The organism is Streptomyces sp. NPDC088923 (assembly GCF_044749745.1).
Classification (GTDB): Bacteria; Actinomycetota; Actinomycetes; order Streptomycetales; family Streptomycetaceae; genus Streptomyces.
On the sequence record NZ_JBIVIO010000004.1, the window covers coordinates 308,915 to 323,807 of the forward strand.

The window sequence follows — 14,893 nt, forward strand, 5'->3', positions numbered from 1 at the left end:
CGGCGCGCCCCGCCCCGCCACGCACGCGCCCCGTTCCCCCACGTACCACACCCGCCCGCTCGTGAAGGGTTGAATGCCCGTCATGCTCTTCCTGCCCTGCGCCGACCACGGCCTCCTCGTGGAACTCGACGACCGCGAGGCCGCCCACGCCCTCTACACCGCGCTCGCCGCCGATCCGCCCGAAGGCATCGCCGACCTCGTGCCCGCCGCGCGCACCGTGCTGCTCCTCTACGGTCCCGGTGCCGAACCCGCCGCCGTCGAACGTGCCGTGCGCGCGGTGCGGCCCGCGCGCGGCGAAGCGGCCGCGGGTCCGCTCGTCCGCGTCCCCGTCGTCTACGACGGAGCCGACCTCGACGAGGTCGCCGATCTGGCCGGGGTGAGCCCGCGCGAGGTCGTCGCGCTGCACACGGGCGCCGAGTGGACGGTCGCCTTCGGCGGCTTCGCGCCCGGCTTCGGCTACCTCACCGGAGGTCCCGCCGAGCTGATCGTGCCGCGCCGCACCGAGTCCCGTACCCGCGTCCCGGCCGGGGCGGTCGGCCTCGCGGGGGAGTACAGCGGGGTCTACCCGCGCTCCTCGCCCGGGGGCTGGCAGCTCATCGGCCGTACCGAGCTGTCCGTCTGGGACGCCGAGCGCGAGCCGCCCGCGCTGCTGCGCCCGGGCGTCCGCGTCCGCTTCGAGGAGGTCCGATGACCACGCCGCCCCACCCCCCGAACCGCCCGCCCGCGCCCGCCGCCGCCGTGCAGGCCGCGCTCGACGTCCTCGCCACGGGCCCGTTCGCGACCCTCCAGGACCTCGGCCGCCCCGGGCTCGCGCACATCGGTGTCGGTCGCTCCGGCGCCGCCGACCGCGCCTCCTTCGCGCTCGCCAACCGCCTCCTCGCCAACCCCGAGGACGCCGCCGGCATCGAGGCGACCCTCGGCGGGCTCGCCGTGCGCGCCCTGCGCCCGCTTCTCGTCGCGGTCACCGGCGCGCCCTGCCCCGTCACGGTCGACGACACCCCCGTCGCCTTCAACGCGCCCGTCGAGGTCCCGACAGGCGCCGTCCTGCGGCTCGGCCGCCCGACGAGCGGGCTGCGCACGTATCTCGCGGTACGGGGCGGACTCGCGGTGCGGCCCGTACTCGGCTCGCGCGCCACCGACGTCCTCTCCGGACTCGGCCCCGACCCGCTCAGCCCCGGCACCGCGCTCCCCGTGGGCCCGGCGCCCGCCGCGCACCCGCGGGTCGACCTCGCCCCCGTGCCCGACCCGCCCGCGGGCGAACTGACCCTCCAGGTCGTACCGGGACCGCGCGCCGACTGGTTCACGCCCGCCGCGCTCGGGACGCTCCTGGAGAGCGCGTGGGAGGTGAGCGCGCAGAGCGACAGGGTCGGGATGCGGCTCTCCGGGCCGGAGCTGGAACGCGCCTCCGGCGCGGGGGAGTTGCCGAGTGAGGGCATGGTCGCCGGTGCCCTCCAGGTGCCGCCATCGGGGCGTCCCGTGCTCTTCCTCGCCGACCACCCGGTCACGGGGGGCTACCCGGTGATCGCGGTCGTGACGCGCGCCGACGTGGACCGCGCGGCACAGGCCCGCCCGGGCCAGCGGCTGCGCTTCGCGACGACGGTGGGGCCGGGGCACGACGCGCACCGGCCTCGAACGCCGTGAGGGGAAAGGGCGGGGGAGTGGTGGGGGCGAGCCGCCGGGGGCTGCCCGCACGCGGGGTCGCGCGCCGCTCGGACGCGGCGGAGCGGACGGGCGGGACGCCTCCGGGCGACTAGTCCGGATGCCCTCGCGACTACCCGGGAAACCCCTAAGAGCCACATAAAAACCCCTGGTGTGAGCCGCGGTTGAGGGGGCACTCGCAGGACCGGAGGTTGATGACAATGGTTCCCTTGCTGCTGGTCCTGCTGCTCGCCCTGATCCTTTTCGGCGCCGGTTTCGCCGTCAAGATCCTGTGGTGGATCGCCATCGTCGTGCTGGTGATATGGCTCCTCGGGTTCCTGGTGCGCCCGACGACATCCGGCCGACGAGGCCGCTGGTACCGATGGTGAAGCGGGGCGGAATCCCCGCCGACTAGCGGGGCCACATCCCCCGCGAGCGAGGAGGGGCCCGGCGCAGTTGAGGCGCCGGGCCCCTCCTCGTCTCTCGCGGCAGGCGTATGCTGCACCACGTATTCACATTCCCCCCACGTTTTGTTCGGCTGCCCGGTCTGTGTTCCGGCGGCCTCGTGGAGGGGGAACTCCTGTGCACCATCAGTCCGTTGTGCCGCTCACGCCGCGCGTACGCCGCGTGCTCGCCGTCACCGCCGCCGGGGGAGCGCTGCTCTCCGTAGCGGCATGCGGGGGCGAGGGGCCGGGCGGAGGGGAAGGGCCGCAGAAGGTCGCGGTCGCGGCCGGGGGCAACGCGCTCGACACGGTCGCCTCGGCATCCGCCGCCGGGAAGTCCGCGAAGGCCGCGCCGAAGCCGTCCCCTTCGGCGTCGAGCAGCGCGAGCCCGAGCGGCGGCGCCTCGCCGAAGCCCTCGGCGAGTGCGTCGGAGGACGCGGGAAAGCCGGGCAAGTCCCCTACGGAAGCGGGCGGTGCGGCTCAGGGGGGCACCTCGCCCGGCACCACGACGGCCCCCCACTTCCCCGTCCCCGCCCAGCCCGGCGACGCGACCCAGCTCGTCACCGTCCGGGCGAACGGCTCCTACGCCACGGTCACCGCCTGGGACAAGGGACCCACCGGCTGGAAGGCCGCGTTCAGCACGAGCGCGGGCCGCGTCGGCGCGAACGGTGTCACGAACGGCGCCACGCGCCGCCAGAACACGTACACGACCCCGAGCGGCACCTACACCCTCACCGAGGGCTTCGGCGTCGAGGCGGGCGGGACCCGTATGCCGTACCACGTGGTGAGCGGCTCCGACTGGTGGGTCGAGGACCCGCGATCGGCCTTCTACAACCGGATGCACAGCGCCGCGGGCGCCGACTTCCCCCTCACCGAAGCGGGCGAACGGGGCAGCGAACGCCTCATCGACCACCCCACCCAGTACGCCAAGGCTCTCGTCATCGACTACAACCGCTGGCCCGCGACACCCGGCCGCGGCGCGGGCATCTTCCTCCACGTCAACGGCGCGGGCGCCACCGCCGGTTGCGTCTCCGTCCCCCGCCCCACGATGGACCGCCTCATGTCATGGATCACCCCCACGGCGCATCCGCGCATCGCGATCGGGTGAGGGTGCGGGGCGGCGGGGAGAGGGGCCGTTCCGGAGGGGCTGCGCGGGAGGGGGCCGGTCCGAGACGGACCGGAGAAAAGGAGTGGCACGTGCGCGCGGCCCTTCCCTAAGCTGCGTACCGCGCCGTACCGCCGCAGTGGCGGTACCGCCGCCGTACCGCTCGAAGCGAGAGAAACAGGAGGTGCCGACGATGACGGTCTTCACGCTGGGCTCCGCCCGCCTTCAGACGTTCGTCCCCCGCATCTCCGTGGCCACCGGCTGACACCACTTTCTCCGTTTCCACCACGCGCCGTCCCGCCAGGGGCCGGGCGCGTCGCCGGGGCCACCCTTGAAAGGGTTTCCCTTGTCTCTCCCCGCTTCGCAGAACTTCACGTCCGCTCACCCCCTCGCTCCCTACGGCTGGGACGAGGAGTGGGCCGAGGTCTTCGCTCCGTACGGTGCCGAAGGGCTCGTCCTCGGGCGGGTCGTCCGGGTCGACCGGGGGCAGTGCGATCTCGTCACCACCGAGGGCACTGTCCGCGCCGACACCGCGTTCGTCGTGCCCCGGGACCCGAGGAAGGTCGTCTGTACCGGGGACTGGGCGGTCCTCGACCCGGCGGGCGCCGATCCCCGGTACGTGCGGACGCTGCTGCCGCGCCGCACCGCTTTCCTGCGCTCCACCTCCTCCAAGCGCAGCGAGGCCCAAGTCCTCGCCGCCAACGTCGACTTCGCCGTCGTCGCCCTCTCGCTCGCGGACGAACTCGAACTCGGGCGCGTCGAGCGGTTCCTCGCCCTCGGCTGGGAGTCGGGGGCGACCCCCGTCCTCGTCCTCACCAAGGCCGATCTCGTGCCCGACCCCGAGACCCGCGCCCATCTCCTCGCCGATGCCGCCTCGGCCGCCCCCGGCGTCGAGGTGCTGGCGGTCAGCGGGGACACGGGGGAGGGGGTGCCCGAGCTGCGGCGGCTGCTCGCCGGCGGTACCTCCGTCCTGCTCGGCCGCTCGGGCGCGGGCAAGTCCACGCTCGCCAACGCCCTCGCCGAGGCCGAACACATGCGCGTCCAGACCGTGCGCGACCAGGACGGCAAGGGACGGCACACCACCACGACCCGCAACCTGATCCCGCTGCCCGCCGGGGGCGTCCTCATCGACACGCCCGGCCTGCGCGGGGTGGGCCTCTGGGACGCCGGGCACGGCGTCGGTCAGGTCTTCGCCGAGATCGAGGAGTACGCCACCGGCTGCCGCTTCCTCGACTGCGCCCACGAGAGCGAGCCGGGCTGCGCCGTCCGCGAGGCCGTCGAGAGCGGCGCGCTCCCGCAGCGCCGCCTCGACAGCTACCGCAAACTCCAGCGCGAGAACGCCCGCATCGAGGCGAAGGCCGACGCCTTCCTGCGCGCCGCCAAGCGCCGCGAGTGGAAGATGCGCGGCGCCGAGGGCCGGGCGGCGATGGACCTCAAGCGGTACGGGACCGTCGCGGAACGGGGGCGGAGGGGCCGCCACTGACGCGAGCGGGGCGGGGTGCGGGGATCGGGTGCGGGGACCGGGTGCGGGGATCGGGTGCGGCGAGTGGGTGCGGGGGCGGCGTGGGGGCCGGGCCCCGTATCCGCCCGCCGGTACGGGGGCGTCCGCGAGGGCCGGTTCGTCGCCGGTACGGGGGCGTCCGCGAGGGCCGGTCCGTCGCCGGTACGGCGTGCCCGTACCCGCCCCTGTCGGCGCCTGGACCCGGCGCGGAATAGGGGCGGGTGGCCCCGGGTTGGCCCGTCCATGTCCCGTTCCTTTCTCTTCCTCCTCGCCAGCGCCCGCCCGCAGGGCAACTCCCGCCTCCTCGCCGAGGCGGCCGCCGCGCAGCTTCCCGCCACGTACTCCCGCCGCTGGATCGATCTCGCGGCGCTTTCGCTCCCCGCCTACGTGGACGGCCGCCACGCGCCCGAAGGGCACACCCCCGTCACCGCGGACGAGGCCCTGCTCCACGAGGCCACCCTCGGGGCCACCGACCTCGTCGTCGTCTCGCCGCTCTACTGGTACGCGCTCTCCTCGTACGCGAAGACCTACCTCGATCACTGGTCGAAGTGGCTGCGCACCCCCGAGCCGGCCTTCCGCGAGAAGATGGCCGGCCGCACGCTGTGGGGCGTCACCGCGATGGCCGACGAGAACCGCGCGGTCGCCGGGCCCCTCGTCGGCACCCTCCGCCTCTCCGCCGCCTTCATGGGGATGCGCTTCGGCGGCGTCCTCCTCGGCAACGGCTCGCGCCCCGGCGACGTCCACGCCGACGCCCGTGCCCTGAAGGAGGCCAAGACCTTCTTCACCCGGGAGGCCCCGCTCGCGCGGTTCCCGGGCGAGGAGGAGTGAGAGGCCCCTGTTCCCGGCGAGGGCGGCGGCGAGCCGCGTACCCCCCGCCTCAGCCCCAGATCTCCGCCCCCGCCCACGCCCCCGCGATGAGCAGACAGCTGAACAACTCGACGAGGACGCTCGTGCCCATGGCCCGCATCACCGTACGGGTGGACGCCGCCGCGTCGCCGTGGCCGCCGAGCCGGCGCCGCTCGGCGAGGTACATGCCGCCCACGTAGCCGGGAAAGGCGCCCACCACGGGCACCAGGACGAAACCGAGCACGGCGCCGATACCGGCCCACACCATCATCCGCCGGTTGACCCCCGAGCCCCTTACCCGCCGCTTCGGCAGCAGCCAGCGCACGAGGTTGCTGAGCAGCAGCACGACCGTGGAGCCCACCAGGACCCCCCACGACAGCGGCCGGGGGGACTGGAGCGCCCACCACAGGATCGCCGCCCACACCAGCCACGGCCCCGGCACCCCCGGCACGAGCACCCCGACGAGGCCGAGCAGCAGGACGAGCGCGACGATCAGGACCTCCCACACACTCATGGCCCCACCCTGCGCGCCCGCGCCCGCCCGCGCAGTCCGTATACGCCCGAGGAGCCCATACGGAGTACCCCGCGCCCCGCCACGGCCCCCTCGTCCGCTCGCTTTGCCCCACGGCCCCCTCCCCGCCCGCCCCGCCCCACCGCTCCCCTCCCCTACCCGCCCGCTCCGGTCTCCGCCTTCCTCCCTCTCACCGTCGGCCCCGCAGCAGCCCCAGCACCCGCAGCGCCGCCCGCCGCCGTTCGGGCCGCCGCGACCACACGGCCGGAAGCACCACCGCGCACAGCACCACAGCCGCGCACAGCGTCCCGCCCAGCCCGTACACCACGCCCAGCCCGTACACCACGCGCACCACGTCCCCCACATCCACCACGAACCCCCATCCCGTCGAGGCGCCGTACTCCGGCCACGGGTCCAGGCTCGCGGAGGCCCTCCTGTCCGACGTGTTCTTCTGCCGCACCTTCGAAAGCTTCGTCGCCGCCGAACTCCACCGCACCGCCCCGCCCCCACCGGCGGCCGGCACCGGCCTTCCGCCGCGCGTGCTTCTGCTCGACGGCCTCGATGAACTGCTCCAAGCCGGGGCCGACCGGCCCGAAGCCGCTGACGGGCGGCGACTCATGGTCGAGATAGAGGAGTTCCAGAACGCCGAGACCCTCGCGGGGCGCCCCGTGCTCGCCGTCGTCACGAGCCGCACCCTCGCCGGCGCCCGTGTGCTCAGCCCGTCCCGCGGCGCCGTGATCCACCTCGAACCCTTCGACGACGCGCGGATACGGGAGTGGGTCGCGGTCTGGAACGCGCGCAACAGACGCTGGTTCGCCACCCACGAAGTCCAGCCGCTCGACACGGGCTTGCTCGGACCGTACGGCGAACTCGCCTGCCAGCCGCTCCTCCTGCTGATGCTCGCCCTCTACGACGCCTCGGGCAACGCCCTGCGCGCGGCGGCCGGGGCGGGCTTCGGACGGCTCGGCCTCTACGAGCGGCTGCTCACCGCGTTCATCCGACGGCAACTGGCCAAAGCGGGCGGCCCGCTCCCGGAGGACGGTGAAGAGGAGGCCGTGGAAGGGGAGTTCCTGCGGCTCTCCGTCCTCGCGCTCGGCATGTTCCGCCGCCACCGCCAGTCGCTCACCGCCCGCGACGCCACCCGCATCCCTCCGGCCTCACCGCGCCACCCACCCCCTCTCGTACGCGTGCCACCCCAACTGCAAGCGCGTCGTCGACCCCGTCAGCTCCATCAACCCCTTCACCCTCCTCTGCACCGTCCGCAGACCCAGATCGAGCTGCTTCGCCACACTCGCGTCCGTCATTCCGGCCAGCAGCAGGGAGAGCACCTCCAAGTCCGTCCGGTCCGGCGCCGGTTCCCCGCCCTCGGCCACCTCCCCGGCCGAGGCCCCGAGCCGCAGCGGCAGCGCCTCGCGCCACACCGACTCGAAGAGCCCGCTCAGCGCGTCGAGCAGCCCGCTCGCGTGCACGACGAGCGCGGCGGGTTCCGGCCCGCGCGAGGTGAGCGGCACCATCGCGAGCGCGTCATCGGCGAGGACGAGTTTCGTCGGCACCTCGTCCACCACCCGTACCCGCTCCTCGCGCCCCAGCGCCGCCGACAGCTCCACGAGTCCCGAGGGCTGGTGCAGCACCTCGCGCTCGATCACCACGCGGTAGGCGACCCCCCGACCCACCACCTGCTCCTCCGCTTCGTTCTCCATCCCCGAAACGGCCACCGGGGCCCCCGTCACGAGCGCCCGCACCGACTCCTTCGCGCCCAGCTGCAGCTGGATGAAACGCTGCGAGATGGCGGTCGTCCCGGTCACCACCTCCAGGAGGTCGTGCGCGGGGGTGCGTTCGCCGCGGGCGCGGTACTCCTCGGCGAGCAGGGCAGCCGCGAGTTCCGCCTGGTCCAGCTCGTGCCGCCGCTGCGTGAGGAGCGCGCCGAGCGCCACGCCGGGCGGCGCCGCGACCCAGCGCCCCGGACCCGCCGAGGAGCGCGCCGCGAGCCCGTGCAGTTCCAGGGTGTGCAGCGCGGCCCGGGTCTCCGCCTCGCCCCGCCCGAGCCGCCGCGCGAGCGCGCCGAGTTCGGCCGCGCCCTCCGCCACGAGTGCCCGGTACGCCGCCTCGTGCGGCTCGTCCAGTCCGATCGCGCCCAGCATTCTCGGTTTCCCCTCCCCGGCCGTGGCACACACAGACTTCTGGCGGAAAACGGCCACGGCGTAAACCCGCCACTTCATATCATCGTCGCCCGACGCCGGATCTGACACAGTGACCGTGTCTTGGCCAAAGGTCGGCGACCGGGCATCCGTGGGGGGTGCGCGTCGCAACCTCTTCCGCGGCCGGACTTCTCCGGGTGACTCCGCGCCGTCGAGGCGCGGTACGGCCGTGGCGGCGCCCCCGCCACGGCCCGGACGTCACCCGCGTCGCCGGGCGGTCCTCCCGTGGGGGGTAGGACCGCCCGGCAGGCGCGAACCCCTCGGACCGGCCGGTAACTTCTCCTCGCCCCGTTTTCGTACCGCCTTCGCGGTGGACAATAAGGGCATGAGTCAACAGGGGGACGCGCGCGAGGACGACTGGTGGGACCAGCTGTACGAGGAATCGGCGCCCGACACGGGGCCGGACCGCGCGGCGGACACGCTGGACGACCGCTTCGCCTCGGCGATCCACACGGTGAAACCATCGCAGGAGCCGGTCACCCGCGAGGACCCCCCACCCCCTGGGAATCCCGGGGCGACGGCACCCGCGTCGCCGCGCACCTTCGCCCCCGCGCCCCCCGAGCCCGCCGCCCCCTGGCCCGCCGCGGAGCGCCTGGGCCGCCCGTACGTGCCCGGCGCCCGGCCCCTGCCCCCGAAGGCGGAGGACGACGGACGACTCCCCGCGGACGACGGACGACTCCCCGTCGAGGCGGAGGACGACCCGCCCCTCCCGCGACGCCCCCTCCCCCGGGGAGCGGAGGAGAACCGGCCGCTTCCGCGACGGCCCCTCGCCCCGCAGGTCCCCGAGGCCACGGACAGCCCGCCCCTCCCGCGACGGCCCCCGCGACGCGAACCCGCGGCGCCGGAGGGCTTCACGGGCTGGTTCGGCACCTCGCCGGAGCGGAGCGCGGGGGACACCCCACCACCGCTCCCGGCCGCGTGGACGGGGGTGACACCCCGCAGCGGGAAGGGAACCCCGGCGGACGCGGCGGGACCCTCCGACGCGGAACCGAAGACGCCGGAGCCCGCACACGGGGCGCCGCAGACACCGCCCGCGCCGGAGGCACCGCCCGCGCCGGAGGGCTTCGGCCCCCTACGGGAGGACCTCCCGCGCGAGCCGTCATCGGCCGCGCCCGAGCCCGTAGGGGACCAGCCGGAGCCCGTACGGGACGAGTGGACGGCCCCGGGTTCCGTACGGAGCGAGCCCGAGCCCGTACGGGACGAGGGGACGCCGCCTCAGCCCGTACAGGACGAGCCCGCCCCGCCGCAGCGCACGCCCCGCGTCCCGCGCCACGCGCTGCCCCCGTCCCCGGCCCCGTCGCGAGACACGGGAGCGGAGCGCGCGCCCGCCGGGCATGGCACCCCGGCCCAGCCGCCCTCCGCGCCGGGCGAGACGGGCGCCGCCCCCGCCGGGTGGCAGGGCGCTCCACCCGCCGCGGACGGCGAAGCGAGGACCGCTCCCGTCCCGCCCCTGCCGCCCCGCCCGGTCCCGGGCCGCGCCCCCGGTGGTCCCGCGTGGCCGGGCTACGGTGCCGGGCCGGCGGCGGCCCCTGCCGCGTCGCCCCCCGCCGCCGTACCGCCGCCCCCTGCCTCCGCAGCGCCTCCGCCCCCCGCCGCCGTACCGCCTCCGTCCCCCGCCCCCGAACGCCCCCCGGGCTCCCCCGGCGCCCCCGAACGGCCCGCCGCGGCGAAGGCCCCGCGCACCCCGCCCCCGCTCCCCGCGACCTCCGTCCCCTACGTCGGTGACCGGCCGCCCACCTACGAGGCCGAGCCCACCGCTCTCGCCGAGAGCGACCCCGGGGCGCTCGACGCGTACGTGCCGGACACCGTGCTCGAAGGGGGGCGGTTCGGGGGGAGCACCTTGCGGGCCGTCTCGCAGCGGGGGGACTCGGCGCGGTATCGCGGCGAGGCGCGCAGGGACGCGCTGCTCGTGGTGCGGTTCGGCGCGGGCGAGGAGGGGATCGTGCTCGTCGCGACGGCGACCGGCGCGCGGGCCTGCCCCGAGGCGTACCGGGCGGCGACCGAGGCCGTGCGGTCGATCGGCGCCGCCGTGGGCCGCAGCCACCGCCGCCTCGCGGACGACATCCGCGCGGCCCGCCGCGGCGACCTGAAATCCGGCCTGCACCGCCTCACCGACCGCACTCTCGGCCGCCTGCGCGCCGCCGCGGCCGAACGCGGGCTCGCGCCCGAGGAGTACACCGCGAGCCTGCGCTGCCTCCTCCTCCCCACCGACAACCAGAGCCGTACCCGTGTCTTCTTCGGCGCGGGCGAGGGCGGGCTCTTCCGGCTGCGTGGCGGGGAACTGCGCGACATCGAGCCCGAGGCCCAGGCCGACGGGCCGCCCCGCTCCGGGCCCGAGGCCGGGGCGCTGCCCCTCGATCCCGGCATCGGGCGGCCCCCGAGCCCGTACGCCCCCGCCGAGGAACCCCGCCGCGAACCCTTCCGGTTCCACGCCTCCATCGCCCGATCGGGCGATGTGCTGCTGTTGTGCGGCACCGGGCTCGCCGAGCCGCTGCGCGGCAGCCCGCCGCTCGCGAGCCGCCTCGCCGAGGAGTGGTCCGCGCCCGAACCCCCCGGACTGGCCGCCTTCCTGGCCACGAGCCAGACCCGCGTCAAGGGTTACGCGGACGACCGCACCCTCGCCGCCGTCTGGGAGGGGTGAGCCCCGACACCCCTGAGTTTGGGAGGCACGATCGCGGTCACTGTGACTTCATGGGTGCGTGACTTCATGGACCCGTGAAGCGCAGAAGGGGTGCGAGTGCCATGGCCAAGCAGAACGTAGCCGAGCAGTTCGTCGACGTCCTCGTCCGTGCGGGCGTGCAGCGGCTGTACGGCGTGGTCGGGGACAGCCTCAACCCCGTGGTCGACGCCATCCGCCGGAACTCGGCGATCGACTGGATTCACGTCCGCCACGAGGAGACCGCCGCCTTCGCCGCCGGCGCCGAGGCGCAGATCACCGGCAAGCTCGCCGCCTGCGCGGGCTCCTGCGGCCCGGGCAACCTGCACCTCATCAACGGCCTGTACGACGCCCACCGCTCCATGGCGCCCGTCCTCGCGCTCGCCTCGCACATCCCCTCCAGCGAGATCGGCCTCGGCTACTTCCAGGAGACGCACCCGGAGCGGCTGTTCACCGAGTGCAGCCACTACAGCGAGATGATCTCCAACGCGGCGCAGATGCCCCGCGTCCTCCAGAGCGCGATCCAGCACGCCCTGGGCCAGGGCGGCGTCGGCGTCGTCACCCTTCCGGGCGATGTGGCCTCGCACGACGCGCCCGAGCAGGTCACCGAGCAGGCGATGATCACCGAGCAGCCCACGGTGCGCCCCGGTGACGACGAGATCGAGAAGCTCGCCCGGCTCATCGACGGGGCGAACCGGGTCACGCTCTTCTGCGGCGCGGGCGCGGCGGGCGCGCACGCCGAGGTCATGGAACTCGCGGGGAAGATCAAGGCCCCCGTCGGGCACGCGCTGCGCGGCAAGGAGTACATCCAGTACGACAACCCGTACGACGTCGGCATGAGCGGGCTGCTCGGCTACGGGGCCTGCTACGAGGCCACCAACGAGTGCGATCTGCTGATCCTGCTCGGCACGGACTTCCCGTACACCCCCTTCCTGCCCGAGAAGGACGTCAAGATCGTCCAGGTCGACATCCGCCCCGAGCACCTCGGCCGCCGCTGCAAGCTCGACCTCGCGGTGTGGGGCGACGTGCGCGAGACGCTGCGCTGCCTGCTGCCGCGCGTCAAGCCGAAGGAGAACCGCCGCTTCCTCGACAAGATGCTGAAGAAGCACGCCGACGCGCTCGAAGGCGTCGTCAAGGCGTACACGCGCAAGGTCGAGAAGCACACCCCGATCCACCCCGAGTACGTCGCGTCCGTGCTCGACGAGATCGCCGCCGAGGACGCTGTCTTCACCGTCGACACCGGCATGTGCAATGTGTGGGCGGCGCGGTACATCACCCCCAACGGCCATCGCCGCATCATCGGCTCCTTCCGGCACGGCTCGATGGCCAACGCGCTGCCGCAGGCGATCGGCGCGCAGTTCACCGACCGGAACCGGCAGGTCGTCTCGATGTCGGGGGACGGCGGCTTCTCGATGCTCATGGGCGACTTCCTCACCCTGGTGCAGTACGACCTCCCGGTGAAGGTCGTCCTCTTCAACAACTCCTCGCTCGGGATGGTCGAGCTGGAGATGATGGTGGGCGGGCTGCCGTCCTTCGGGACGACCAACAAGAACCCGGACTTCGCCGCCGTCGCCCGCGCGGCCGGTGCCTACGGGGTACGGGTCGAGAAGCCCAAGCAGTTGGAGAGCGCCCTGCGCGACGCCTTCGCCCACAAGGGCCCCGCCCTCGTCGATGTCGTCACCGACCCCAACGCCCTCTCCATCCCGCCGAAGATCAGCGCCGACATGGTCACGGGCTTCGCGCTCTCGGCGAGCAAGGTCGTCCTCGACGGCGGCGTGGGCCGCATGCTCCAGATGGCCCGCTCCAACCTCCGTAACGTGCCGCGCCCTTGACCCCTGCGCGCCCCCGGCGCGTCAGCCCGGCGCGTGGTTCCGGCCGGGTGCGTCAGGGTTTCGTCGTGGGCGCGCCGAAGAGGCGTCAGGTACGGACTAAGCGGGCATGGTCCTCGTATACACGTTCGTGACACGAAGGCGTGTGGCGAGAGTCGACAGCGTGGTCGAGGTGGTGTTCGCAGACCCCGGGCCCGGAAGCGTGCCGGGCGGGGCCGACCGGCGGAGTGGTCCGTCACGGGGGTGGAGCCGTACATGGACGGGCACAGGACCGAACGGCGCGGCCCGCTGGGAAGAGGGGCGAGCGCCCGGCGGGTGCTCCCGCGCCGCCCACCGCGCGGGCACCGGCTCACCAGGAAGCTCGCCCGCGCCGATCTGCGCGCGGTCGGCGAGGCGCGGCACGCGCTGCGCGAACTCCTCGACCGGCACGGTCAGGAAGCTTCCTGCGCCGACACCGCGGAACTGCTCACGAGCGAACTCGTCACCAACGCCCTCGTGCACACCGCCGACGACGCCGTCCTCACCGCCGTCGTCCGGCGCGGCCGGCTCCGCGTCGAGGTGCGCGATCAGGCCAAGGGGGTGCCCCGGGCCCGTACCGCCGTCCCCGAGGAGCACACGGGCGGACGCGGGCTCGGCCTCGTCCAGAGCCTCGCGGACGCGTGGGGGGTGCGGGCGGTGGGCGCCGGGAAGGCGGTGTGGTTCGAGCTGGAGACGGGGGCCTGAGGCGAGGTACGGGCCTAGGGTACGGCAGCCCCGTACGGACCCCGGCGGTCGCAGCCCCGGTACGGGCCGGACACGGCACAGGGCGGTCCGTACCCGCGAGGGGTGCGGACCGCCCTGTGCGCGGTCGGGGCGGGTACGGCTCAGCCGAACTGCCGCTCCATCTCCTTCAGTTTGCGGTCCAGGTTGTCGAGCCGGCGCAGCGCCTGGGTATCGTCCTCGGCCGTCAGGTCGACAACGCCTCCTTTGGCAGGCTCCTCCGGGGAGGACGCCGCGTCAGTCTTCGTGGTGAGCGCCTGCAAGGAGGGCCGCCCGGAAGGCAGTTGCTCGCTTTCCGGTATGGCGGGGTCCGCGTCGATCTGTCCCATCCCGGCCATGGCCTGCTGCACGTCGACCTGCCGGCCGCCCCCGCGCCCGCCCCAGCCGCGGGTGCTGCGGCTGATCGCCTTGAGCTGAGCCTTCTTCAGGCGAGCCTGCTCGCGGTCGCGCTGACGGCCGACCTGCTTCTGGCGCTTGTCGTCCCGTACCTCCTCGACGGCCTCGTCCAGGCTGCGCACGTTCTCCAGGAGCATGAGCGACCAGGCGCCGAAGGTCTCGCGCGGGGCGCGCAGCCAGCGCACGATGCGGATCTGCGGCAGCGGCCTCGGCACCAGGCCCTGCTCGCGCAGCGCGGCGCGACGGGTCTGCTTGAGGGCGCGGTCGAAGAGCACGGCGGCCGAGAGCGACATCCCGGAGAAGAACTGCGGGGCGCCCGCGTGGCCCGTGCCGCGCGGGGCGTGCACCCAGTTGAACCAGGCCGCCGCGCCCGCGAAGGTCCACACGAGCAGCCGCGAACCGAGTGCCGCGTCCCCGTGGCTCGCCTCGCGCACGGCGAGGACCGAGCAGAACATCGCCGCCCCGTCCAGGCCGAAGGGCACCAGGTACTCCCAGCCCCCGGAGAGGTTGAGGTTCTGGCGGCCGAAGCCGACCAGGCCGTGGAAGGAGAGCGCGGCCGCGACGGCCGCGCAGCAGAAGAGGAGGACGTACGAGGCGCTGCCGTAGACCGCTTCCTTGCGGCGCCGGCGCTCCTCGCTCCGTTCCCAGGAGTCCTCGGCCGCCGCCGCCTTCGCCCCGGCCCGCCTGCCACGGGTGAGCACCGCAATCGCCGCCAGCATGCCCAGGAGCAGTACGGCGCCGGGTACGAGCCAGTCCAGCGATATGTCGGTCATTCTCATCAGGGGGGTCCCTTGCGTCGGTAGGGCCTTTCGGGCGCCATCGTGGCGCATGCCGAAGGGCCGTCAGGTGGTTTCCGGGCAACTGGACGCCAATGGGGGGTACCGGGCACCGGATAGCGTCGACCTGCTCGAACTCTCGCGCGAAGACAGGGAGTTCCGTGCGAGACAGAATACTCGCAAGGGTGAGTGGGCGTGAAACGGTTGCACGGGGGGACGCGGGGTTCCGGTGCGA

Annotated in this window: 13 protein-coding genes; 9 read left to right on the plus strand and 4 right to left on the minus strand. The window is 74.5% G+C overall.

All coding sequences use genetic code 11. The features are described 5' to 3' along the window. The first annotated feature begins 82 nt into the window (after window positions 1-82). The 6 genes from ACIP4O_RS19335 (at window position 83) to ACIP4O_RS19360 (ending at window position 5,515) form a co-directional block, all read left to right on the plus strand. Window positions 83-691 carry an allophanate hydrolase subunit 1 gene (locus tag ACIP4O_RS19335; RefSeq protein WP_401575882.1) on the plus strand — a complete coding sequence of 203 codons (609 nt, stop codon included), beginning with the start codon at window positions 83-85 and terminating at the stop codon, window positions 689-691. Beyond that, window positions 688-1,641, plus strand: coding sequence for a biotin-dependent carboxyltransferase family protein (locus ACIP4O_RS19340; protein WP_401575884.1), 954 nt, complete (start codon window positions 688-690; stop codon window positions 1,639-1,641). The genes ACIP4O_RS19335 and ACIP4O_RS19340 overlap by 4 nt, the downstream gene beginning before the upstream one ends. 218 nt (window positions 1,642-1,859) lie before the next feature. Continuing rightward, window positions 1,860-2,027: a hypothetical protein gene (locus tag ACIP4O_RS19345; RefSeq protein WP_007820661.1), complete on the plus strand. Its 168-nt coding sequence runs from the start codon at window positions 1,860-1,862 to the stop codon at window positions 2,025-2,027. Between the two features lie 238 nt (window positions 2,028-2,265). After that, a complete protein-coding gene (locus ACIP4O_RS19350; protein WP_401576243.1) occupies window positions 2,266-3,189 on the plus strand; it encodes a L,D-transpeptidase in 924 nt (307 codons plus the stop codon). Window positions 3,190-3,532: 343 nt separating this feature from the next. After that, window positions 3,533-4,669: a ribosome small subunit-dependent GTPase A gene (rsgA, locus tag ACIP4O_RS19355; protein ID WP_401575886.1), complete on the plus strand. Its 1,137-nt coding sequence runs from the start codon at window positions 3,533-3,535 to the stop codon at window positions 4,667-4,669. A gap of 261 nt (window positions 4,670-4,930) precedes the next feature. After that, window positions 4,931-5,515, plus strand: coding sequence for an NAD(P)H-dependent oxidoreductase (locus ACIP4O_RS19360; protein WP_401575888.1), 585 nt, complete (start codon window positions 4,931-4,933; stop codon window positions 5,513-5,515). Window positions 5,516-5,564: 49 nt separating this feature from the next. Here ACIP4O_RS19360 and ACIP4O_RS19365 read toward each other — a convergent pair whose 3' ends face one another. The 3 genes from ACIP4O_RS19365 to ACIP4O_RS19375 form a co-directional block, all read right to left on the minus strand. Beyond that, window positions 5,565-6,047, minus strand: coding sequence for a DUF456 domain-containing protein (locus ACIP4O_RS19365; protein WP_401575890.1), 483 nt, complete (start codon window positions 6,045-6,047; stop codon window positions 5,565-5,567). A gap of 187 nt (window positions 6,048-6,234) precedes the next feature. Continuing rightward, the gene (locus ACIP4O_RS19370; RefSeq protein WP_401575892.1) at window positions 6,235-6,504 is read right to left on the minus strand and encodes a hypothetical protein; all 270 of its coding nucleotides are present in this window, start codon (window positions 6,502-6,504) and stop codon (window positions 6,235-6,237) included. Window positions 6,505-7,201: 697 nt separating this feature from the next. After that, window positions 7,202-8,185 (minus strand): helix-turn-helix transcriptional regulator, encoded by a 984-nt coding sequence (locus ACIP4O_RS19375; protein WP_401575894.1) that lies wholly within the window; start codon window positions 8,183-8,185, stop codon window positions 7,202-7,204. A 382-nt stretch (window positions 8,186-8,567) separates the two neighbouring features. Between ACIP4O_RS19375 and ACIP4O_RS19380 the strand changes: the two genes are divergently transcribed. The 3 genes from ACIP4O_RS19380 (at window position 8,568) to ACIP4O_RS19390 (ending at window position 13,450) form a co-directional block, all read left to right on the plus strand. Continuing rightward, on the plus strand, window positions 8,568-10,883 hold the full coding sequence (locus ACIP4O_RS19380) for a protein phosphatase 2C domain-containing protein (protein ID WP_401575896.1): 2,316 nt from the start codon (window positions 8,568-8,570) through the stop codon (window positions 10,881-10,883). A 101-nt stretch (window positions 10,884-10,984) separates the two neighbouring features. Beyond that, window positions 10,985-12,730, plus strand: coding sequence for a pyruvate dehydrogenase (locus ACIP4O_RS19385; protein WP_361321598.1), 1,746 nt, complete (start codon window positions 10,985-10,987; stop codon window positions 12,728-12,730). 252 nt (window positions 12,731-12,982) lie between these two features. Beyond that, window positions 12,983-13,450 carry an ATP-binding protein gene (locus ACIP4O_RS19390; protein ID WP_361321596.1) on the plus strand — a complete coding sequence of 156 codons (468 nt, stop codon included), beginning with the start codon at window positions 12,983-12,985 and terminating at the stop codon, window positions 13,448-13,450. A gap of 140 nt (window positions 13,451-13,590) precedes the next feature. Here the strand turns inward: ACIP4O_RS19390 and ACIP4O_RS19395 are convergent, their stop codons facing one another. Further along, window positions 13,591-14,661, minus strand: coding sequence for a DUF2637 domain-containing protein (locus ACIP4O_RS19395; RefSeq protein WP_401575898.1), 1,071 nt, complete (start codon window positions 14,659-14,661; stop codon window positions 13,591-13,593). Window positions 14,662-14,893 lie beyond the last annotated feature (232 nt).

Bases quoted from the DNA above. Each gene is read 5' to 3' on its own strand.
- ACIP4O_RS19335 (WP_401575882.1), top strand. From the start codon at position 83: ATGCTCTTCCTGCCCTGCGCCGACCACGGCCTCCTCGTGGAACTCGAC.
- ACIP4O_RS19340 (WP_401575884.1), top strand. From the start codon at position 688: ATGACCACGCCGCCCCACCCCCCGAACCGCCCGCCCGCGCCCGCCGCC.
- ACIP4O_RS19345 (WP_007820661.1), top strand. From the start codon at position 1,860: ATGGTTCCCTTGCTGCTGGTCCTGCTGCTCGCCCTGATCCTTTTCGGC.
- ACIP4O_RS19360 (WP_401575888.1), top strand. From the start codon at position 4,931: ATGTCCCGTTCCTTTCTCTTCCTCCTCGCCAGCGCCCGCCCGCAGGGC.
- ACIP4O_RS19365 (WP_401575890.1), bottom strand. From the start codon at position 6,047: ATGAGTGTGTGGGAGGTCCTGATCGTCGCGCTCGTCCTGCTGCTCGGC.
- ACIP4O_RS19375 (WP_401575894.1), bottom strand. From the start codon at position 8,185: ATGCTGGGCGCGATCGGACTGGACGAGCCGCACGAGGCGGCGTACCGG.
- ACIP4O_RS19380 (WP_401575896.1), top strand. From the start codon at position 8,568: ATGAGTCAACAGGGGGACGCGCGCGAGGACGACTGGTGGGACCAGCTG.
- ACIP4O_RS19385 (WP_361321598.1), top strand. From the start codon at position 10,985: ATGGCCAAGCAGAACGTAGCCGAGCAGTTCGTCGACGTCCTCGTCCGT.
- ACIP4O_RS19390 (WP_361321596.1), top strand. From the start codon at position 12,983: ATGGACGGGCACAGGACCGAACGGCGCGGCCCGCTGGGAAGAGGGGCG.
- ACIP4O_RS19395 (WP_401575898.1), bottom strand. From the start codon at position 14,661: ATGAGAATGACCGACATATCGCTGGACTGGCTCGTACCCGGCGCCGTA.